Annotated in this window: 18 protein-coding genes and 3 pseudogenes; 13 read left to right on the top strand and 8 right to left on the bottom strand. The window is 74.1% G+C overall.

Annotated features, from left to right (window positions below):
- Positions 1–43: 43 nt before the first annotated feature.
- Both GKE82_RS13365 and GKE82_RS13360 read right to left on the bottom strand, forming a co-directional pair.
- Positions 44–202, bottom strand: coding sequence for a hypothetical protein (locus GKE82_RS13365; protein ID WP_154733636.1), 159 nt, complete (start codon positions 200–202; stop codon positions 44–46).
- Complete coding sequence (locus GKE82_RS13360; RefSeq protein WP_154733635.1) at positions 202–432, bottom strand: hypothetical protein; 231 nt, start codon at positions 430–432, stop codon at positions 202–204. Before GKE82_RS13360 ends, GKE82_RS13365 begins: the two co-directional genes overlap by 1 nt.
- A gap of 258 nt (positions 433–690) precedes the next feature.
- Here GKE82_RS13360 and clpB point away from each other — a divergent pair.
- Positions 691–3,268 (top strand): annotated as a pseudogene (gene clpB / locus GKE82_RS13355) (ATP-dependent chaperone ClpB).
- A 55-nt stretch (positions 3,269–3,323) separates the two neighbouring features.
- On the opposite strand, the gene GKE82_RS13350 reads toward clpB, so the two are convergent.
- Positions 3,324–4,037, bottom strand: a complete 714-nt coding sequence (locus GKE82_RS13350) for a hypothetical protein (RefSeq protein WP_107567382.1) — start codon at positions 4,035–4,037, stop codon at positions 3,324–3,326.
- A 135-nt stretch (positions 4,038–4,172) separates the two neighbouring features.
- Here GKE82_RS13350 and GKE82_RS13345 point away from each other — a divergent pair, with 135 nt between their 5' ends.
- From GKE82_RS13345 to GKE82_RS13335, 3 genes are read left to right on the top strand one after another with little or no spacing between them, the layout of a single operon-like run.
- Positions 4,173–4,454 carry a GYD domain-containing protein gene (locus tag GKE82_RS13345; protein WP_107567381.1) on the top strand — a complete coding sequence of 94 codons (282 nt, stop codon included), beginning with the start codon at positions 4,173–4,175 and terminating at the stop codon, positions 4,452–4,454.
- Positions 4,455–4,479: 25 nt separating this feature from the next.
- Positions 4,480–5,751, top strand: coding sequence for a phosphoribosylamine--glycine ligase (gene purD / locus GKE82_RS13340; protein WP_154733634.1), 1,272 nt, complete (start codon positions 4,480–4,482; stop codon positions 5,749–5,751).
- Positions 5,748–6,215, top strand: coding sequence for an AIR carboxylase family protein (locus tag GKE82_RS13335; RefSeq protein WP_107567379.1), 468 nt, complete (start codon positions 5,748–5,750; stop codon positions 6,213–6,215). Before purD ends, GKE82_RS13335 begins: the two co-directional genes overlap by 4 nt.
- 66 nt (positions 6,216–6,281) lie before the next feature.
- Here GKE82_RS13335 and GKE82_RS13330 read toward each other — a convergent pair whose 3' ends face one another.
- On the bottom strand, positions 6,282–6,899 hold the full coding sequence (locus GKE82_RS13330) for a nitroreductase family protein (protein ID WP_154733633.1): 618 nt from the start codon (positions 6,897–6,899) through the stop codon (positions 6,282–6,284).
- On the opposite strand from GKE82_RS13330, the gene purB reads away from it, so the two are divergent.
- Positions 6,898–8,358, top strand: coding sequence for an adenylosuccinate lyase (gene purB / locus GKE82_RS13325; RefSeq protein ID WP_154733632.1), 1,461 nt, complete (start codon positions 6,898–6,900; stop codon positions 8,356–8,358). The two genes, GKE82_RS13330 and purB, sit on opposite strands and share 2 nt — an antisense overlap.
- A gap of 108 nt (positions 8,359–8,466) precedes the next feature.
- Here purB and GKE82_RS31455 read toward each other — a convergent pair.
- A pseudogene (locus GKE82_RS31455) lies at positions 8,467–9,195 on the bottom strand (PPK2 family polyphosphate kinase); the annotation flags it as partial.
- A 231-nt stretch (positions 9,196–9,426) separates the two neighbouring features.
- Between GKE82_RS31455 and GKE82_RS13315 the strand changes: the two are divergent.
- On the top strand, positions 9,427–10,914 hold the full coding sequence (locus GKE82_RS13315; RefSeq protein ID WP_154733631.1) for a DHA2 family efflux MFS transporter permease subunit: 1,488 nt from the start codon (positions 9,427–9,429) through the stop codon (positions 10,912–10,914).
- A complete protein-coding gene (locus GKE82_RS13310; RefSeq protein WP_196189221.1) occupies positions 10,911–11,348 on the top strand; it encodes a MarR family winged helix-turn-helix transcriptional regulator in 438 nt (145 codons plus the stop codon). Before GKE82_RS13315 ends, GKE82_RS13310 begins: the two co-directional genes overlap by 4 nt.
- A 9-nt stretch (positions 11,349–11,357) precedes the next feature.
- Here GKE82_RS13310 and GKE82_RS13305 read toward each other — a convergent pair whose 3' ends face one another.
- Both GKE82_RS13305 and GKE82_RS13300 read right to left on the bottom strand, forming a co-directional pair.
- Entirely contained in the window at positions 11,358–12,245 is an 888-nt protein-coding gene (locus GKE82_RS13305) for an MYG1 family protein (protein WP_154733630.1), read from the bottom strand.
- A gap of 11 nt (positions 12,246–12,256) precedes the next feature.
- Positions 12,257–12,790: a class IV adenylate cyclase gene (locus tag GKE82_RS13300; protein ID WP_154733629.1), complete on the bottom strand. Its 534-nt coding sequence runs from the start codon at positions 12,788–12,790 to the stop codon at positions 12,257–12,259.
- Between the two features lie 60 nt (positions 12,791–12,850).
- Here GKE82_RS13300 and GKE82_RS13295 point away from each other — a divergent pair, with 60 nt between their 5' ends.
- The 6 genes and pseudogenes from GKE82_RS13295 to GKE82_RS13275 all read left to right on the top strand — a co-directional run bounded on the left by GKE82_RS13295 (position 12,851) and on the right by GKE82_RS13275 (position 18,059).
- Positions 12,851–13,741 (top strand): phosphoribosylaminoimidazolesuccinocarboxamide synthase, encoded by an 891-nt coding sequence (locus GKE82_RS13295; RefSeq protein ID WP_309233586.1) that lies wholly within the window; start codon positions 12,851–12,853, stop codon positions 13,739–13,741.
- Entirely contained in the window at positions 13,738–13,962 is a 225-nt protein-coding gene (gene purS, locus GKE82_RS13290; RefSeq protein WP_107567372.1) for a phosphoribosylformylglycinamidine synthase subunit PurS, read from the top strand. Before GKE82_RS13295 ends, purS begins: the two co-directional genes overlap by 4 nt.
- Complete coding sequence (gene purQ / locus GKE82_RS13285) at positions 13,959–14,636, top strand: phosphoribosylformylglycinamidine synthase subunit PurQ (protein ID WP_309233585.1); 678 nt, start codon at positions 13,959–13,961, stop codon at positions 14,634–14,636. The genes purS and purQ overlap by 4 nt, the downstream gene beginning before the upstream one ends.
- Positions 14,629–14,733: pseudogene (locus tag GKE82_RS28510) on the top strand (hypothetical protein); the annotation flags it as partial. The gene purQ and the pseudogene GKE82_RS28510, both read left to right, overlap by 8 nt.
- A gap of 134 nt (positions 14,734–14,867) precedes the next feature.
- Entirely contained in the window at positions 14,868–16,859 is a 1,992-nt protein-coding gene (purL, locus tag GKE82_RS13280; protein ID WP_309233584.1) for a phosphoribosylformylglycinamidine synthase subunit PurL, read from the top strand.
- A 45-nt stretch (positions 16,860–16,904) separates the two neighbouring features.
- Positions 16,905–18,059, top strand: coding sequence for an acyltransferase (locus GKE82_RS13275; RefSeq protein ID WP_154733626.1), 1,155 nt, complete (start codon positions 16,905–16,907; stop codon positions 18,057–18,059).
- Positions 18,060–18,062: 3 nt separating this feature from the next.
- Here the strand turns inward: GKE82_RS13275 and GKE82_RS13270 are convergent, their stop codons facing one another.
- Positions 18,063–19,157, bottom strand: coding sequence for a hypothetical protein (locus GKE82_RS13270; RefSeq protein WP_154733625.1), 1,095 nt, complete (start codon positions 19,155–19,157; stop codon positions 18,063–18,065).
- Positions 19,158–19,455: the final 298 nt, after the last annotated feature.

Genomic DNA, 19,455 nt, shown 5'->3' with positions numbered 1-19,455 from the left:
GAGAGGGTAGGACATCGGCGGCCCGGGGCGGGCCGCGCGGCGCTCAGCGCTGGCGGTCCATGCCGCGCCGCGCCACCGCGGACGCGTACCGCGGGCCGACGACGGCCACGCGCGAGCGGCGAGCGCCGTGGGACTGCGAGAGCGAGCGCTCGCCGTAGGGCCGGCGGCGCAGGGGCTCGCGCAGCAGCATGACGCGGCGCATCAGACGTTCCCCTTGGTGAACCCGTCCTCGCCGACGGCCTCCTCGGCCGCCCGGCGGGCCGGCGTGCCGGGACGCAGGTCGTGCGGGTTGATCATGTCGTGCACCTCGGGCGTGTCCCCGGCGGGGGTCTCGTCGTCCGGGGTGAAGGGGCCCAAGGGCTCCTTCGACGCGCCGTCGTGCGGGCTCGACTCGTCGCGGGCCTCGGGGTTGATCTCGCGCTCTAGCGACATGGGCCGGGTCGTACCCGCCGGCCGGGGGCTGGAAACCGGGCCCGCCCAGCCGAGTGCGGACCCGGCGTGCCGACGCGCGTCGGGTTGCCCGCGGCGTCGGCGACGGGGAGGCCGAGGAGCGCGACCGGCGTCGCGATCGCGGGGCGGACGGCAGGCACGCACGGCAGCGTGGACCGGTCTTGCGGCGATGGTGGTGGTGTGCAAAAATCTCAGTCCGTACGACTGAGATCGTGCCTCCTCTCCTGAACGGACCCGCCCATGCAGCCCGATCGCTTCACCACGCTCACCCAGGAAGCCGTCCGCGACGCCGTCTCGCTTGCGGAGCGCCGCCGCAACCCGCAGGCGATGCCCGAGCACCTCCTGCTCGCCCTCCTCGACCAGGAGAACGGCATCGTCCCGGCCGTCCTCGCGAAGCTCGGCGTGGCCACGACCGCGATCCGCGCCGCCACCGATGCGGCGATCGACGACCTCCCCCGCCTCGGCGAGGGCGGCGAGGTCGCCGGGCCGGCCTCCGAGCTCGTGCAGGTCGTGCGGGCCGCCGAGCACGAGATGCGCGAGCTCGGCGACGACTTCATCTCCACCGAGCACCTGCTGCTCTCGCTCTCCGGACATGGCTCGCGGGGGGGGCGAGGCGCTGCGCGGCGCCGGCGCCACGAAGGAGCGGCTGCTCCCCGCCATCGGCGAGGTCCGCGGCCCGCACAAGGTCACCGACCAGAACCCCGAGGAGCGCTACCAGGCGCTCGAGCGCTTCGGCATCGACCTCACCGCGCGCGCCGAGCGCGGCGAGCTCGACCCGGTGATCGGCCGCGACGACGAGATCCGCCGCGTCATCCAGGTCCTCTCCCGGCGCACGAAGAACAACCCGGTGCTGATCGGCGAGCCCGGCGTCGGCAAGACCGCGATCGCCGAGGGCCTCGCCCAGCGGATCGTGCAGAACGACGTGCCCGCCGCCCTGACCCACCGCCGCGTCGTCGCGCTCGACATCGGCTCGCTGATCGCGGGCGCCAAGTACCGCGGCGAGTTCGAGGACCGCCTGAAGGCCGTCCTCAAGGAGGTCCAGGAGGCCAAGGGGCAGATCATCCTGTTCCTCGACGAGCTCCACACGATCGTCGGCGCGGGCGCCGCCGAGGGCGCCGTCGACGCCGCCAACCTGCTCAAGCCGATGCTCGCCCGCGGCGAGCTGCGCGCCGTCGGCGCCACCACCCTGGACGAGTACCGCAAGCACATCGAGAAGGACGCGGCGCTCGAGCGGCGCTTCCAGCCCGTCACGGTCGGGGAGCCGTCCGTCGAGGACGCCATCGCGATCCTCCGCGGCCTCAAGGAGCGCTACGAGGAGCACCACGGCGTCCGCATCCAGGACGCCGCGCTCATCGCCGCCGCGACGATGTCGCACCGCTACATCTCCGACCGCTTCCTCCCCGACAAGGCGATCGACCTCATCGACGAGGCGTCGTCGCGACTGGCGATCGAGATGGACTCCGTGCCCACCGAGATCGACGAGGTCGGCCGCCGCATCCTGCAGCTGCAGATCGAGCAGACCTCGCTGGAGAAGGAGAAGGACGACGCCTCCAAGGCGCGCCTGGACGCGCTCCAGCGCGAGATCGCCGACCTCGAGGAGCAGCACGCCGCGATGACCGCGGAGTGGCAGCGCGAGAAGGACGCCGCGCAGGGCGTCGGCGAGGTCATCCAGCGGATCGGCGAGGTCGAGCGCGAGCTCGAGCGGGCCGAGCGCGAGGCCGACCTCGAGACCGCCGCGAAGCTCCGCCACGGGGAGCTGCCCGAGCTGCGCCGCCGCCTCGAGGAGGCTGAGGCCGCGGCCGCCGACGAGGACGCGCCGGCCAGCCGCTTCTTCAAGAAGGAGGTCGACGCCGAGGACATCGCCGAGGTCGTCGGCCGCTGGACCGGCATCCCGGTCAGCCGCCTGATGGAGGGCGAGATCGAGAAGCTCGTGCAGATGGAGGCGCGGCTGCACCGCCGCGTCATCGGCCAGGACGAGGCGGTCTCCGCCGTCGCCGCCGCGATCCGCCGCTCGCGCGCCGGCCTGCAGGACCCGGACCGGCCGATCGGCTCCTTCCTGTTCATGGGCCCCACGGGCGTCGGCAAGACCGAACTCGCCCGCGCGCTCGCCGAGCAGATGTTCGACAGCCAGGACGCGATGGTCCGCATCGACATGTCCGAGTACATGGAGAAGCACTCCGTCGCCCGGCTCGTCGGGGCGCCCCCCGGCTACGTCGGCTACGACGAGGGCGGCCAGCTGACCGAGGCGGTGCGCCGCAAGCCCTATGGCGTCGTGCTGCTCGACGAGGTCGAGAAGGCCCACCCGGACGTGTTCAACGCGCTGCTGCAGGTGATGGACGACGGGCGCCTGACCGACGGCCAGGGGCGCACCGTCGACTTCAAGAACGTCGTGCTGATCATGACCTCGAACGTCGGGGCGGGCAGTGCGGACGGGTACCGCGCCGCGCTCGAGCGCACGTTCCGGCCCGAGTTCCTCAACCGCCTCGACGACATCGTCGAGTTCCACGCGCTCAGCCGCGAGCAGCTGTCGGAGATCGTCGACATCCAGGTCGAGCGGCTCGTCGGCCGCGTGCGCGAGCGCGGGGTCGAGGTCGAGCTCACCGACGGTGCGCGCACCCTGCTCGGCGACCTCGGGCACGACCCCACCTACGGGGCCCGGCCGCTCAAGCGGGTCATCCAGAAGCGGCTCGTCGACCCGCTGGCGATCGCGATCCTGGAGGGCACCTACCGCGAGGGCGACACCGTGCACGTCGAGGCCGTCGACGGGGAGCTCGTGCTCACCGCCGGTGCGCCGTCGCCCGACGTGGCGACCGCCTGACCGTCCGTCCGCCCGTCCCGCGCCGCCCGGTGCGGGACGGGGTGGACCGGCGCGCTCAGCCCGTCACGGTCCGGATCCGCACGCCGACCGTGTAGTAGGTGAACGTCGTCTTGGACGTGCCCTTGCGGTAGGTCGGGCTGGTGTCGAACTGCAGCCGCCACAGGCCCTTCTCGGCCTCGAACGGGAACAGCCGTCGCAGCTTCGTGCGGGCGAGGTTGCCGCACGCGCCCGTGGCGGTGCCCAGCCGCACGGTCGCCTTGCGCCTCCCGTTCGGTCGCACGTAGTGGAGGTACACGGACGGGGCCTTCGCGCGCTGCTCGAGGTTGAAGCCGGTCGCGGTGAACCGCACCTTCAGCGTCGACGGCCGCCCGCGGGAGGGCGAGAAGCCCGCGAACACGTCGGAGGTGAAGAAGCTCGTCGTCGCCGACTGGGCACCCGAGTCCACCCGCAGCGTCCAGCGCCGCTGGCGCTCCCCGAGCGACGCCAGCGACGGCGTGCGGACCTCGCCCGGCCCGATCGCGCCGAGCGCGTCGGTCCTGCCGGTGCCGCCCGGCAGCGGCTGCCCGTCGAGGTTGATCTGGTAGTCCGCGTTCGGCTGGAACTGGTTGCCCGACAGGATCACCGGACGGCGGTCGTCGCCGCCGACGTCCGCGTAGCAGTCCAGGTCGGTCTGGATCCGCGGGGTCGCGGCCGGGGTCTGGGCGACGGCCGGCACCGCGAGCAGCGGCGACAGCGCGAGGACGGACACGGCGGTACGACGGGCGTTCATGGGACCTCCGGGGCGGGCGGTGTGGACGGACGGTAGCCGCTCCGTGCGACGGTGTCCGCACACGGGAACACGCGGATCGGGTAGAACGCGCGGTGTCCGGAAGTCGTCCTGCGGCACCAACCCACGGAGGTCCCCATGCCCACGTACATCATGCTCTCGACCCTCACCCCGGAAGGCGTGCAGACGGTCAAGAACAACCCGCAGCGCATCCGCGAGGTCAACAACGAGGTCGCGCAGCTCGGGGCGAAGGTCACCGCCCAGTGGTCCACGCTCGGCCGCTACGACTTCATCAACATCGTCGAGGCGCCCGACGAGCAGACGATGGCGCGCGTCAGCCTCGAGCTCGGCTCGCGCGGCACCGCCCGCTACGAGACGCTGCCCGCCATCCCGATCGACGACTTCATCGCGTCGCTCTAAGACCTCCCCAGGAGCCCCACCGCCCATGAAGGTCCTCGTCGTCGGCAGCGGCGGCCGCGAGCACGCGATCGTGCGCGCGCTCGCCCGCAGCCCGCAGTCCCCGCAGCTGCTCTGCGCCCCCGGCAACCCCGGCATCGCCGCCGACGCGACGCTCGTCGACGTGGCGGTGACCGACACCGACGGGCTCGTGGCCGCCGCGCAGGAGCACGACGTCGACCTCGTGGTGGTCGGTCCCGAGGTCCCGCTCGTCGCGGGCCTCGTCGACGCGCTCGCCGCGGTCGGCCGCCGGGCGTTCGGCCCGATCGCGGCCGCCGCGCGCATGGAGGGCTCCAAGGAGTACGCCAAGGAGGTCATGGAGGCGGCGGGCGTCCCGACCGCCTCGTGGACCGCGGTGGACGACGTCGAGGCCGGTCTGGCCGCGATCACCGGCTACCCGACGGTCCTGAAGTTCGACGGGCTCGCCGCCGGCAAGGGCGTCGTCATCGCGCCCGACGAGGCGGCGGCCCGCGAGGCGCTCGAGGCGTTCCTCGTCGAGCGCCGCTACGGCGACGGCCGCGTCGTCGTGGAGGAGTTCCTCGTCGGGGAGGAGCTGTCGCTGCTGGCGCTCTGCGACGGGGAGCGGGCGGTGGCGCTCGCCCCCGCCCAGGACTACAAGCGGATCTTCGACGGGGACCAGGGCCCGAACACCGGCGGCATGGGCTCCTACTCCCCGGTCGCCGGGGTCGACGCCGCGCTGGTGCAGCGGATCGTGCGCGAGATCCACCAGCCCGTCATCGACGAGCTCGCGCGGCGCGGCACCCCGTTCCACGGCGTGCTCTACGCCGGCCTCATGCTCACCGCCGCGGGCCCGAAGGTCATCGAGTTCAACGCGCGCTTCGGCGACCCGGAGACGCAGGCGGTCCTGCCGCGGCTGCGGTCCGACCTGCTCGAGCATCTCCTGCGCGCCGTCGAGCCGGGCGGCCTGGACGGCATCGCGCTCGAGTGGGACGACGGCTGGGCGGTGACGCTCGTGCTCGCCAGCGCCGGCTACCCGGAGGCGCCGCGCACCGGCGACCCGATCACCGGACTCGACGCCGCGGCCGCGACCGGCGTGGAGATCACGCACGCGGGCACGCGGGCGGTGGACGGCGCGATCGTCACCGCCGGCGGGCGCGTCCTGAACGTCACGGCGCTGGGGCCCGACGCGGCCGCCGCCCGCTCCGCCGCGTACGCGGCGGCCGAGCACATCGCCTTCGCCGGCAGGCAGCAGCGCAGCGACATCGCGCTGCGCGCCGTGGAGCGCAGCGCGCACCCATGAGCGAGCAGCCCGGGGCGGACCTGACGCCGACCACGCGGCCCGAGGTCGCCTTCGAGGAGCTCGAGGTCGGGGCGCCGCGCGTCGGGATCGTCATGGGCACGAAGGCCGCGCTGCCCGTCATGGAGCAGGCCGGCCCCGTGCTCGAGGAGGCCGGCGTGCGGTACGAGATCCGCGTGCTGAAGAGCCCGGAGGCCGTCGCCGACTACTGCCGCAACGCCCGGATGCGCGGCCTGCGCGTCATCGTCGCGGGCGCCGCCCTGTCGGCCGGGCTGCCGGGCGTCGCCGCCGCGCACACCGACCTGCCGGTGATCGGCGTGCCGCTGACCGCTCCGGGGACGGTGTCCGGCGGCCTCGACGCCGTGCTGGGCGTGGTGCAGATGGCGCCGGGCGTCCCGGTCGCGGCGGTCGGGCTCGACAACGCGCAGAACGCGGCGCACCTCGCGCTGCGGATCCTCGCCGCGTAGCGCGCGCGACCGGGCCCGGGAACGCCACGGCGCGCCCGACCGCACCCTCGCGTTCCCGGCGTGGGCTCAGCGGAGTGGGGTGCCGAAGCGGTCGGCGAAGGCGATCTCCGCCAGGGGGTTGCGCGCCCGCGGGCGCCGGTCGCGCTCGGCGAGGCGGGGGTCGGAGGCCTCGACGGACTCCGGCGGGGCCAGGCGGCCGATCGCGACGCCGATGGTCAGCTCCCACGCCGCCGGGACCTCCAGGAGCGCCGCGGCGCCCGCGTGGTCGAACCCCGCGAAGGGGTGGACGTGCAGGTCGAGCGCCGTCGCCTGGACCGACAGGTGCGCGGTCGCCTGGCCGAGGTCGTGCGCCGCGTACGCGGCGTAGTCGACCGTCGCGCCGTCGTCCTCCGTCACGCGATGGGCGGTCACCACCACGGCGCTCGCGCGGGGGACCCAGGACGCGTTGCCGCGCGACAGGAGCTCCGTGAACGCCGCGTGCTGCGCGTCCCCCCGGCGCAGCGCGACGAACGCCCACGGCTGCACGTTGCCGAACGACGGCGCCCAGCGGGCCGCCTCCAGCACCGTCCGCAGGTCCTCGTCGGTCAGCTCGTGCCCCGGGTCGTACACACGCGGGCTCCAACGCTGCGCGAGCAGCTCGTGGATGGGCGGGCCGTCCTGCCCGGGTTCGCGGTCGAGCGCCATGCCCCGATCCTGGCAGGTGCGCGAGAATCGCCCGGTGACCGCCGTCCCGAACGTCCTCGCCCACCGCTACGCCTCGGCGGAGCTCGCGCGCATCTGGTCCCCCGAGCACAAGATCGTGCTCGAGCGGCAGCTGTGGATCGCGGTCCTGCGGGCGCAGAAGGACCTCGGCGTCGACGTCCCCGACGGCGTGATCGAGGCCTACGAGGCGGTCGTCGACCGGGTCGACCTGCCGTCGATCGCCGAGCGCGAGCGGGTCACGCGGCACGACGTCAAGGCGCGCATCGAGGAGTTCTCCGCGCTCGCCGGGCACGAGCACATCCACAAGGGGATGACCTCGCGCGACCTGACCGAGAACGTCGAGCAGCTGCAGATCCGCGCGTCGCTGGAGCTCGTCCGCACGCGCGTGGTCGCGACGCTCGCGCGGCTCGCCGCGCGCGCCGCCGAGTACGAGACGCTCGTGATGGCGGGCCGCTCCCACAACGTGCCGGCGCAGGCCACGACGCTCGGCAAGCGGTTCGCCACGGTCGCCGACGAGCAGCTCGTCGCGCTCGAGCGGCTCGAGGAACTGATCGCCCGCTACCCGCTGCGCGGGGTGAAGGGACCGGTCGGCACGAGCCAGGACATGCTCGACCTGCTCGACGGGGACGAGGGGCGGCTCGCGGAGCTGGAGGAGCGGGTCGCGCGGCACCTCGGCTTCGAGCGCGTGCTGACGAGCGTCGGGCAGGTGTACCCGCGGTCGCTGGACTTCGACGTCGTCTCCGCGCTCGTGCAGGTCGTCAGCGCGCCGTCGAACCTCGCGACGACGATCCGGCTGATGGCCGGCAACGAGCTCGTCACCGAGGGCTTCCAGCCCGGCCAGGTCGGCTCGTCGGCGATGCCGCACAAGATGAACACGCGCTCGTGCGAGCGCGTCAACGGCCTGGCGGTGATCCTCCGCGGCCACCTGTCGATGGTCAGCGAGCTCGCGGGCGACCAGTGGAACGAGGGCGACGTCTCCTGCTCCGTGGTCCGCCGGGTCGCGCTGCCCGACGCGTTCTTCGCCACCGACGGCCTCTACGAGACGTTCATCACCGTGCTCGACGAGTTCGGCGCGTTCCCCGCGGTGATCGCCCGCGAGCTCGACCGCTACCTGCCGTTCCTCGCCACCACGAAGGTGCTGATGGCCGCCGTCCGGGCGGGCACCGGCCGCGAGGAGGCGCACGAGGCGATCAAGGAGCACGCGGTCGGCGTCGCGCTCGGGATGCGCGAGCAGGGCACGGCGGAGAACGAGCTGCTCGGGCGCCTCGCCGCCGACGACCGGCTGGGCATGACGCTCGACGCGCTGCGCGAGGCGGTCGCCGAGCCGCTCGCGTTCACCGGCGGGGCGGTCGCCCAGACGCGCGCGGTCGTCGCGCGCGTCGAGGAGGTGCTCGCCCGCTTCCCGCAGGCGGCCTCCTACACCCCCGGCGCGATCCTCTGAGCGGCCGCCCGGCGGCTCACTCCACCACGGTCCCCTCGACGCCCGCGGGCGCCGGGGGTACTGCGGGTCGAGCCGCTCGAGCGTGTCGACGAGGATGTTCAGGACCGCCCAGTTGCGGTACCAGTTGCGGTCGCCGGGCACGACATACCAGGGCGCGTCGCGCGTGGTCGTGGCGGCGATGGCGTCCTCGAACGCGCGCTGGTAGGCGTCCCAGTGCTCGCGCTCGGCGAGGTCGGCGGCGTTGAACTTCCACCGCTTGGCCGGGTCGTCGACCCGCTCCTGCAGGCGCGCCCGCTGCTCCTCGGCGGAGATGTGGAGCATGATCTTCACGACGGTCGTGCCCTCGCCGACGAGCAGCTCCTCGAACGCGCGGATGCGGCGGAAGCGGGCGCGCACGACGTCCTCGCCGACGAGGCCGTGGACGCGGACGACGAGCACGTCCTCGTAGTGGCTGCGGTTGAACACGGCGATCTCGCCGTCGCCCGGCGCCTGCGCGTGGATCCGCCAGAGGAAGTCGTGCGCGAGCTCCTGGGCGGTGGGGGCCTTGAACGAGGCGACGCGCACGCCCTGCGGGTTGACGCCCTCGAACACGGCCCGCACCGTGCCGTCCTTGCCGCCGGCGTCCATCGCCTGCAGGACGACGAGCAGCGACCGCGAGCCCTCCGCGTACAGGCGGGCCTGCAGCTCGGCGAGACGGGCGCGCAGGACGGCTGACGCGTCCTTGGTGGCGAGCTTGTCGCCGGGGGCGCCGGCCTTCGTGCCGGGGTCGATCGCCGCGAGGTCGACGGTGGTGCGCGGGCGGATCCGCCAGCGGTCGGACACGGGGCGGGAGGGCATGCGCGCAGCATCGCATCTCCGTCGCCCTTGACCCAGGGGTCCGGAAGGGAGGATGCTGGCGCGCACGGAGTCTTCGCCCGTCGCGTGCGCGACGGCAGGCGTGGGCCGGGATTCGCTGTCACCGGCCCGCCCAACAGGGTCGCCCTGCGTGTCCACCCGCGCAGGGCGACCCGCCAACCTGCCCGCGGCGCCCTTGCGCGAGATCGTTAGGTCCCTAATGTTCGGTACCTGATGAGTTCTCCGGTCACCGCACACGACCCCCGCACCCCGCCCGAGCCGCTCGGCCGCGAGGTCGTCTCCGTCGCGATCGTCGTCGTCCTCGGCGCCGTCATGTCGGTCCTCGACACGACGATCGTCAACGTCGCCCTCGAGACGCTCGCGCGCGACCTCGGCAGCCCGCTCGCCGACATCCAGTGGATCGTCACCGGCTACCTGCTGGCCCTCGCCGCCGTCATCCCGATCACCGGCTGGGCCTCCCGCCGCTGGGGCGCCCGACGGCTCTACCTCACCGCCCTCGTCCTCTTCACCGCCGGCTCCGCGCTCTGCGCGCTCGCCTGGTCGACCCCCAGCCTCGTCGCCGCCCGCGTCATCCAGGGCGCCGGCGGCGGCCTCCTGCTCCCCGTCGGCCAGATGATCCTCGCCCGGGCCGCCGGCCCCCAGCGCATGGGCCGCGTCATGGGCCTCGTCGGCGTCGCCGTCGTGATGGCGCCGATCTTCGGCCCCGTCCTCGGCGGCGTGCTGCTGGAGAGCGCCGGCTGGGAGTGGATCTTCCTCATCAACGTGCCCGTCGGCGCGGTCGCCGTCGTCGCCGCGCTGCGCCTGCTCCCGCACGACGAGCCGCAGGAGGCCGGCCGCCTCGACCTCGCCGGGATGGCGCTGCTGGCCCCCGGCCTCGTCGGCATCACCTACGGCCTCGCCGAGACCGCCACCCACGACCTCGCCAGCGCGCCGGTCGTGCTGCCGCTGCTCGCCGGCGCCGTCCTCGTCGTCGCCTTCGCGCTCCGCGCCCTGCGGATCCCCCGCCCGCTGCTCGACGTGCGGCTGTTCCAGAACGGCGGCTTCCGCAACGCGTCGCTGCTGACCTTCGCGCTCGGCGCCGCGATGTTCGGCTCGATGATCCTGCTGCCGCTCTACTTCCAGACGCTGCGCGGCGAGAGCGCCACCGCCACCGGCCTGCTGATGGCCCCCCAGGGCGTCGGCGCCGCGCTCGCCATGTTCCTCTCCGGACGGCTGACCGAGCGCTACGGCGGCGGGCTCATCGCCACGATCGGCGTCGTCGTCACCGCGGTCGCGACGATCCCGTTCGCGTTCATCGGCGCGGAGACCTCCTACGTCCTGATCGGCGCCGCGATGGTCGTCCGCGGCATCGGCATCGGGATCGCGTTCGTCCCCGCGATGTCGGTCGCGTTCGCGGTGCTGCGCCCCGACCAGGTCGGCGACGCCTCCCCGCAGCTGAACACGCTCCAGCGCGTCGGCGGCTCGCTCGGCACCGCGCTCTTCACCGTCGTCCTGCAGCACCGCCTCGACGACGCGGCCCCGGGAGCGGCGGGGGCCGCCGACGGGTTCGCCAGCACCTACTGGTGGGTGCTCGGCGTGACCCTGCTCGCCCTCCTGCCCGCCCTGCGGCTGCTCGCCGTCGAGCGCGCCGCGCGCCGCGCCACCGACGTCCAGGCCGTCGAGGAGGCGCAGGAGACGCTGCGCGAGGCGGTGCCCGCGTGACCCGCGAGGAGCAGCTCCTGGAGCTGCGCCGCGCGCTGCGCGAGCTGCTGCACACCGAGCGACGGCTGCGCAGCCGCGAACCCGAGCCCGGCCGGCTGTCGTGGCCGCAGTACCGCGTCGTGCACGCGCTCGTCGAGCTCGGCGGTACCGCGCCCGCCGGCAAGCTCGCCGTCGCCGCCGAGATGACGCCCGCGTCGCTCACCCAGGCCGTCGACGGCCTCGCCGCCCTCGGGCTGGTCGAGCGCGCCCGCTCCGACGCGGACCGTCGCCGGGTCGACGTCGTGCTCACCGCCGCCGGGCGCGAGAAGTACGACGCGGTCGGCGCGCGCATCCAGCCGCTGTGGGACGAGGCGTTCGGCGACGACACCCCCGAGGAGCTCGCGCAGGCGACCCGGACCCTCGAGCGGCTCACCGCCCTGCTGCTGCGCTTCTAGGCGAAGCGCTCAGGCGTCGACCGCGGCGCGCGCGAGCGCCATCGCGCCCTCGCGGCTGCGCGCCACCGCCAGGAACCGCGCCGCGTGGCAGAACACGGCGTCCGGCACCCCGGTGACCTCCTGCAGCGCCTCGTGCTCCAGGCCCGCCCACGCCTCCGGCAGATCCTTGCGGTTGGCGAACTGGCCCGGCACCGCCTGGACGGCCTGCACGCCCCAGCCCGCCGACTTCGGGGCGAGCACGTACAGCGCCTCGGGGGCGTGCGCGTGCACCGCGCGCATCCACGGCAGCGACCGGTCCAGCTCGACGATCCGCGGGTCCGCGCTCGCCGCCACGCAGCGGGCGACGATCTCCTGCGCGCGCGCCGTCGCCGCCGCGCCGCGGATCTCGCGCGCGAGGACGCCCTCGGCGAGCGCGAGCGCCTCGTGGAAGCGCGCGTCGACCGTGGCGTCGTCCTCCGGCTCCTCCCACGTCGGGTTGAAGCCGCCGATCACGCCGCTGACGCCCATGATCGCCACGCCCTCCACCACCGGGGTGGCGATCGTCTGGCCCGTGTCGTTGGCGTCGATCCCCTGCACGAGCGCCTCCTCCACGAACCGCGCCGTGACCTCGTCCCCGCCGCACGCCTGCACCCCGAACGCCTTCCACACCAGGCCGAACGACGCGTAGCGGATCCCGTTCGGCCGCTCGCCCGCGCCGCCGCGCTGATGGTGGTCGAAGTCCCCGGTGGCAGGGTCGTAGCGGTGTCCGACGTCCACCCGCAGGTCGGCGGCGGCGTGCAGCTCCCGGTCGCGCGTGCGGACGATCTCCACGTTCTCCGCCCCGTGGACCGCGCGCAGGACCGCGAGGGCGAAGACCTCGTCGGCGTGGAAGGAGCCCGAGTGGGTGGCGACGCGCATGGCGCTGCAGCCTAGTCGTGGATGCCGAGCAACTCCGCGTAGCCGCGGTCGACCACCCGGTCCGGGGTGATCCCGAGGGCCCGCGCGAGCGCGTCGACGGCGGCGTGCTCGGCCTGCAGGTCCGAGTCCGGCGGTGCGACCGCCTCGAGCTCGACGAAGTCGCCGAGCCCCTCGATGCGGTCGAGGTGGATCCGGACCGCGCCGTGCATCAGCAGCCGGCGGGACTTCACGACCGTCCCGGACTCGCCGAGGGCCTGCGCCAGCGCGGCCCGCAGCGACGCCGGGTCCGGGACCGGCACGAGCCGGTAGCTGCTCGGTCGCGCGCGGGCCTCGCGCGGGCGGTCGTAGGAGATCAGCGTCGCGCCGCGCGGTCCCTCGTCGCGGAGCTTGAGCCGGCCGTGGGGCACCGGGAAGTACGTGTCGGCCTGCTCGAGCGTGCCCATCGAGACGGCTCCGGTGTCGCGGACGGCGGCGAGGGTCGAGACCGGATCCGGATCGTGGGCCTTCAGCTCGACGTTGCGGCGGGGTGCGGCGGGCGGGATCACGTGCCCGGACGCTAGCGGGCGCGCGCCTGCCGCCCGCTGTGGTCGCTAGCATCGGCCCACGTGAGCCCGCCGTCCCTCGCCGACCTGCCCCTGCTGCACCGCGGCAAGGTCCGCGAGATGTACGACCTGGGCGCGGACACGGTCCTGCTCGTCGCGAGCGACCGGATCTCCACCTACGACGTCATCCACCCGAACCCGATCCCGGACAAGGGCAAGGTCCTCACCGCGCTGAGCGCGTTCTGGTTCGAGCGGACCGCCCCGATCGTGCCGAACCACGTCGTCTCCTACACCGACGGCGTGCCCGCCGAGGTGCGCGGACGCGCCGCCGTGGTGCGCAAGCTCACGATGCTGCCGGTCGAGGCCGTCGTGCGCGGCTACATCACCGGCTCGGGCTGGACCGACTACCAGGCCACCGGCCGCGTCTCCGGGATCGAGCTGCCGCCCGGCCTGCAGGAGTCCCAGCAGCTGCCGCACCCGATCTTCACGCCGTCGACGAAGGCCGCGCTGGGCGACCACGACGAGGCGATCGACTTCGACGCGGCCGTCGCCGCGATCGGCGACCGCGCGCTCGCGGAGCGCGTGCGCGACACCGCGATCGCGCTCTACGTCGCCGCCGCCGAGCACGCCGCCTCACGCGGGGTCCTGCTCGCCGACACGAAGTTCGAGTTCGGCCTCGACGCGGACGGCACGCTCGTCGTCGGCGACGAGGTGCTCACGCCCGACTCGTCGCGGTACTGGCCGGCCGACGGCTACGAGGTCGGGCACGGGCAGCCGAGCTACGACAAGCAGTACGTCCGGGACTGGGCGCGCAGCACCGGCTGGGACAAGACGCCGCCCGCGCCGGAGGTCCCGGAGGACATCGTCGCGGGTACCCGCGCACGGTACGTCGAGGCGTACGAAACGATCACCGGGGAGTCGTTCGACTCCTGGCTCGAGAGGACAGCAGCATGAAGGCACGAGTGCTCATCCGGCCCAAGGCCGGCATCCTGGACCCGCAGGGCGTCGCGGTGGAGCAGGCGCTCCCCGCCCTCGGGTTCAGCGGCATCAGCGAGGTCCGCGTCGGCCGCATGGTCGAGCTCGAGATCGAGGACGAGTCGCAGCTCGACGCGCTCTGCCAGAAGCTCCTCGCGAACACGCTGATCGAGGACTACGAAGTGGTGAGCGTCTCGTGAAGTTCGGCGTCGTCCGCTTCCCCGGCACCTGCGACGACTTCGACGCGCGCGACGCCGCCCTGCGCGTCGACGGGGCGCAGGCCGTGCTGCTCTGGCATGGCGACCACTCGCTGCAGGACGTCGACGCCGTCATCGTCCCCGGCGGCTTCTCCTACGGCGACTACCTGCGCGTCGGCGCGATCGCCCGGTTCGCGCCCGTCATGACCGAGGTCATCGAGTTCGCCCGCCAGGGCGGCACCGTGCTCGGCATCTGCAACGGCTTCCAGATCCTCTGCGAGGCGGGCCTGCTGCCCGGGGCGCTGCTGCCCAACACGGGCCGGCGGTTCATCTTCCGCCAGGTCGACCTCGACGTCGTCCGCACCGACACGCGCTTCACGAGCGCCGTGCCCGCCGGGCAGACCTCGCTGTCGATCCCGATCAAGCACACGACCGGCCGTTACTACGCGCCCGAGGACCAGCTCGACGCGATGGAGGCGAACGGCCAGGTGCTGCTGCGCTACGCCCGCGGCCAGAACCCCAACGGCTCGCTGCGCGACATCGCGGGCGTGACCAACGAGGCCGGCAACGTCTTCGGCCTGATGCCCCACCCCGAGCACGCGGTCGACCCGCTCACCGGCTCGGTCGACGGGCTGACGCTGTTCACCTCGATGGCCCAGGCGGTCGCCAATGTCTGACGTCCAGTCCGTCCCCGGGGTCGAGCAGGCGGTCGCGCTCGGCCTCACGCGCGACGAGTACGCGCTGATCATCGAGAAGCTCGACGGCCGCGAGCCCAACGAGGTCGAGCTCGCGATGTTCTCGCTGCTGTGGAGCGAGCACTGCGCCTACAAGCACTCCAAGAAGATCCTGCGCACGCTGCCCACCGAGGGCGACGCCGTCTTCATGGGGCCGGGGAGAACGCCGGCGCGGTGCGCGTCGGGCTCGCCGAGGACTCCGACCTCGTCTGCGCGTTCAAGGTCGAGTCGCACAACCACCCGTCCGCGGTCGAGCCGTTCCAGGGCGCCGCCACCGGGGTCGGCGGCATCCTGCGCGACATCTTCGCGATCGGCGCCCGCCCGGTCGCCGTGCTCGACGCGCTGCGCTTCGGCGAGCCGACGTCCGAGCGCTCCCGCTACCTGCTCGACCGCGCGGTCGCCGGGATCGGGCACTACGGCAACTCGATCGGCGTCCCGACGATCGGTGGCGAGGTCTACTTCGAGGGCCCGTACGAGACGAACTGCCTCGTCAACGCGATGGCCCTCGGGCTCGCGAACGCGGGCGACATGATCCGCTCCGCCGCGACCGGGATCGGCAACCCGCTGATCCTCTTCGGCGCCTCCACCGGCCGCGACGGCATCGGCGGCGCGTCCGTCCTCGCCTCCGCCGAGCTCGACGACGCCGACGGGGACAAGCGCCCGACCGTCCAGGTCGGCGACCCGTTCGAGGAGAAGAAGCTCCTGGAGTGCTCGCTGGAGCTGCTCGAGAAGGGGCTGCTCGTCGCGCTGCAGGACCTCGGCGCCGCGGGCCTGACGTCCAGCGCCTCCGAGATGGCCTCCAAGGGCGAGACCGGCATGGACATCGACATCTCCAAGGTGCCGCTGCGCGAGCCGGGCATGGCGCCCTTCGAGATCATGGTGTCCGAGTCGCAGGAGCGGATGCTCTGCGTCTGCACGCCCGAGAACGTCGACGCGGTCATCGCGATCACCGACAAGTGGCTCGTGCACGGCACGGTCATCGGGTCGGTCACCGACACGCGCGCGATGCGGATCTTCGACGGCGAGACGCTCGTCGGCGAGATGCCCGTCGAGGCGCTGGTCGACGACTGCCCGCTCTACGACCTTGCGCCCGCCAAGCCGCAGCAGCCGCTGTACCCGGCGCCGGTCGCGACGCTCGCCGCCGACGCCTCGCCGCGCGACACGCTGCTCGCGCTCGTCGGCGCGCCGAACATCGCGTCGCGCCTGCCGCTGTTCGAGCAGTACGACCCGGTCGTGCAGTCCCGCACCGTGCGCCGCCCGAACACGTGCGACGCCGCCGTCCTGCAGCTGCCCGACGGCAGCGGCCTCGGCGTGTCGATCGACTGCAACGGCCGTCGGGTCGCCGCCGACCCGTACCGCGGCACGATCGAGGCGGCGCTGGAGTGCGCGTCGAACCTCGCGTGCGCGGGCGCCAAGCCGCTGGGCACGACGAACAACCTGAACTTCGGCAACCCCGAGAAGCCGGAGATCGCCTGGCAGCTCACCGAGGCCGTCCGCGGCCTGGGCGACGCGTGCCGCGCGCTCGACGCCCCGATCGTCGGCGGCAACGTCTCCCTGTACAACCAGGGTGCCGCCGGCCCGATCTACCCGACCCCGGTCGTCGGCATGGTCGGCGCGCTGCCCGACGTCACCCGCGCCGGCCAGCTCGGGTTCGCGAAGGAGGGCGACCTCTGGGGCCTGGCCGGCTGGACCGGCATGCCGTCGCTCGACGCGAGCGAGCTCGCGAAGCTCCGCGGCGACGCGCTCCCCGACGGCCTGCCCGAGTTCGACGTCGACCACGTGATCGCGACGCAGGAGGCGATCCGCGAGGCGGTCCGCTCCGGCGCGCTGTCCAGCGCCCACGACGTCGCCGAGGGCGGCTTCGCGGTCGCGGTCGCCGAGTGCTGCCTGGCGGGCGGCATCGGCGCCAAGGTCCTGGGCGAGCCGACCACCGACCGCACGCCGCGCGAGGTCGTCGACGCCATCCTCTTCGGGGAGCGGCCGGGCGGGTTCATCGTCTCGGGCTCCGAGGAGGCGCTCGAGGCGCTCGCCGAGAAGATCCCGCTGGACATCTTCGGCGAGGTCGGCGGCGACACGCTCGACGTCGTCGCGGGCTCGGAGACCTTCTCCGTGACGCTCGACGAGCTCCGCGACGCGCACGCGTCGCTGCGCCCGCTGTTCCCGTAACGGGCTCCTTCGCGACTTCCGGTCGCGACACGCGTTGCAGATGCCATGCGCACCCATGGCACGGGCGGGGGGCCGCGGTTCCCCGCCCTGGACGGCGTCCGCGGACTCGCGGCGCTGGCCGTCGTCGTCCATCACGTCGGGCTCTACGTCGGCGCCCACGGGGACATCGCGGGCGGGGAGGTGCTGCGACGCCTCGACGTCGGGGTGCCGGTCTTCTTCGCGCTCTCCGGCTTCCTGCTGTACCGCCCGTTCGTGGCCGCGCGGGCGGCCGGTGGGCCGGCGGTGCGCGTCCCGGACTACCTCCGGACCCGCGCGCTGCGCCTGCTGCCCGCCTACTGGGTGGCGCTCGGCCTGGTGGCCGCCGTGCCGTACCTGGCGAGCGTCACGCCGACGATCGACCCGGTGCAGTCGGGGGACTGGTGGCGGTACTTCGGGCTGACGCAGGTCTACACCGCGGACGCCATCGGGCAGGGGTTCCCGCACGCGTGGACGCTCTGCGTCGAGCTGAGCTTCTACCTCCTGCTGCCGCTGTGGGCCGCGGTCTGGTCGCGCCGGCCGCTCGACGACCGGCGCAGCGTCGCCGAGGTCGTCCTGCTCCTCGGTCTCGGCGTCGCGTCGTGGGGCGTGCGCACGCTCACCTACGTCGAGCCGCAGGTGCTCGGGTCGTGGTTCCCGTTCGGCTTCACCGTGGGCGCGACGTTCCTGTGGTTCAGCGTCGGGATGGCCGCCGCGGTCCTCGGCGTGCACCGCCCGGCCTGGATCCGCGCGTGGCCGGCGCCCGGTGCGGCATGGGCGGCGGCGCTCGTGGTCTTCCTCCTGCTGAGCTACGCGGCCGGGCTCCCGCGCTCGACCGCCCGGCCCTCGGGCGTCGGCTTCCTGCTGCTGCACGGGGTCCCGGCGCTGATCGCCGCGCTGCTGGTCGTGCCGTTCACCACGACGGACGGGCACGGGCGCAGCGCGGTCGGCCGGGTGCTCGCCTCGCGCCCGCTCGTGCGGCTCGGAGAGGTCTCCTACGGCGTGTACCTGTGGCACCCGATCGTCGTGCTCGTGCTGCTCGACCAGGGCGTCGGGACCGACGACCGCTTCTGGATCCTCGCGCCCGCCACGATCGCCGCCTCGATCGCGCTGGGCGCCCTGTCGTTCGAGCTGGTCGAGCGCCCGGCGAGGCGGCTGCGACGGCGGCGGCCCGCGCTCGCCTGAGGCTCACCGACGCCGGAGCGTCACCTCCGCGCGCACCGCGTCGCCGCCGGCGCTCACCTCGACCACGACGCGCCCGCGCCGCCCCGCGATGCGTCGGCCGGTCGGTCCGAGCGCCACCGGCACGCGGACGTCCTGCCGGGGCGGCGGGGCGACGGCCACGGCGCGGCCGAGGCGCCGCCCGCCGTGACGCACGATGATGGTGGCGGTCGGGCACGCGGCGGCGGTCGCGGCCCGGCAGCGGACGACGAGCGTCGAGCGGCCACGCGGGTCGACGCGTGCCACGGTCGAGCGCAGGCCGACGGTCGGCGCGGCCGTGCGGAGGCGCAGCGCGGCGAGGTACGTCGGGCCGAGGTCCTCGCGGATGTCGTTGCCGCCGTCGCCGCTCGTACCGACCGCGGTCACCAGGCCGCCCGGACCGACGGGCCCGAGCAGCGCTCCGAGCCGCTGACCGATCTGCGCGCGCGGGAACGAGAGCAGGCGAAGGCCGCCGGACCAGAAGCGGCGATCCAGAGCGCCCGCGGGCGTCAGGCGGGCGACGAACAGGCGGTTGCGCCGCGGCTGCGAGCGTTGGACGAGCCCCGCGAGCAGCAGCGAGCCGTCGGCGGCTCGACGCGCCGCGGAGATCGACGTGACCCCGGGGAGGGTCACGGCGGGCGGCTGTGGTGTCCCGTCGTCCTTCAGGCGGAGGAGACGAGGGCCGTCGACCGCCACGAAGCCGGCGCCGTCGTGGAGCACGGACGCTGCACGGAACGGGACCGTCGCCGTGGTGGTGGTCCCGGCCTTCGTGAAGCGGACGAGTCGGAGCGGCTGCCTCTCACCGGTAATACGAGTGTCCACCGCCGGGCCAAGCAGCGTGAACCGTCCGTCGCGAGCGAGCGTCAGCTGCGAGCCCGACGGCCAGAGGGCGGAGAACGGCGATGCCGCCAGGCGCGTCGAGACGCCGAGCAGTCCGTCCTGCCCGAACGAGCGGTGCGGGCGGCCGGAGACAGTGGAGAAGGCGGCGACGACGAGGAGTGATCCGGCCGCGGCGCCCGCGTAGACGGCTTGGTCGTCGACCGCACGGGTCGCGACCGGAGAGGTCGGGAACGGCAGGTCCATCCGCGCGATCCCCCCCACCAGCTGAGCTCCACGGGCCACGGGTCCCGAACGCCGCGTCCTGGCGACCAGCGACCGTGAGCCGCGCGACCGCGGGCGTGCCGCCGACGTCGCCGCCGACCACGAGCGTCCCGCCGTCGGGCCGCGGGATCAGCGTCAGCGCTTCCTGCTGGTTCAGGTCGCCGAACAGGGGCGGGGCGTATCCGCCGCCGCCCCATCCGCGGTCCACGCGCCCGCGCCGGGTGAGGGCGCGGACGGTGCTGTCGTTGCCGAGAACGAGTGTCCGGCCTGCGGCGTCGAC

This window comes from Conexibacter sp. W3-3-2 (assembly GCF_009707605.1).
Classification (GTDB): Bacteria; Actinomycetota; Thermoleophilia; order Solirubrobacterales; family Solirubrobacteraceae; genus Paraconexibacter; species Paraconexibacter algicola.
Note: the sequence above shows the minus strand (reverse complement) of the source record. Positions and strands in the feature narration are given on the sequence as shown.

What these genes read in the sequence shown, in the direction of transcription:
- GKE82_RS13365 (WP_154733636.1), bottom strand. Translation starts at nt 202, where the DNA reads ATGCGCCGCGTCATGCTGCTGCGCGAGCCCCTGCGCCGCCGGCCCTAC.
- purD (WP_154733634.1), top strand. Translation starts at nt 4,480, where the DNA reads ATGAAGGTCCTCGTCGTCGGCAGCGGCGGCCGCGAGCACGCGATCGTG.
- GKE82_RS13270 (WP_154733625.1), bottom strand. Translation starts at nt 19,157, where the DNA reads ATGGACCTGCCGTTCCCGACCTCTCCGGTCGCGACCCGTGCGGTCGAC.
- GKE82_RS13335 (WP_107567379.1), top strand. Translation starts at nt 5,748, where the DNA reads ATGAGCGAGCAGCCCGGGGCGGACCTGACGCCGACCACGCGGCCCGAG.
- GKE82_RS13330 (WP_154733633.1), bottom strand. Translation starts at nt 6,899, where the DNA reads ATGGCGCTCGACCGCGAACCCGGGCAGGACGGCCCGCCCATCCACGAG.
- purS (WP_107567372.1), top strand. Translation starts at nt 13,738, where the DNA reads ATGAAGGCACGAGTGCTCATCCGGCCCAAGGCCGGCATCCTGGACCCG.
- GKE82_RS13275 (WP_154733626.1), top strand. Translation starts at nt 16,905, where the DNA reads ATGCGCACCCATGGCACGGGCGGGGGGCCGCGGTTCCCCGCCCTGGAC.
- purB (WP_154733632.1), top strand. Translation starts at nt 6,898, where the DNA reads ATGCCCCGATCCTGGCAGGTGCGCGAGAATCGCCCGGTGACCGCCGTC.
- GKE82_RS13315 (WP_154733631.1), top strand. Translation starts at nt 9,427, where the DNA reads ATGAGTTCTCCGGTCACCGCACACGACCCCCGCACCCCGCCCGAGCCG.
- GKE82_RS13360 (WP_154733635.1), bottom strand. Translation starts at nt 432, where the DNA reads ATGTCGCTAGAGCGCGAGATCAACCCCGAGGCCCGCGACGAGTCGAGC.
- GKE82_RS13345 (WP_107567381.1), top strand. Translation starts at nt 4,173, where the DNA reads ATGCCCACGTACATCATGCTCTCGACCCTCACCCCGGAAGGCGTGCAG.
- GKE82_RS13350 (WP_107567382.1), bottom strand. Translation starts at nt 4,037, where the DNA reads ATGAACGCCCGTCGTACCGCCGTGTCCGTCCTCGCGCTGTCGCCGCTG.
- GKE82_RS13305 (WP_154733630.1), bottom strand. Translation starts at nt 12,245, where the DNA reads ATGCGCGTCGCCACCCACTCGGGCTCCTTCCACGCCGACGAGGTCTTC.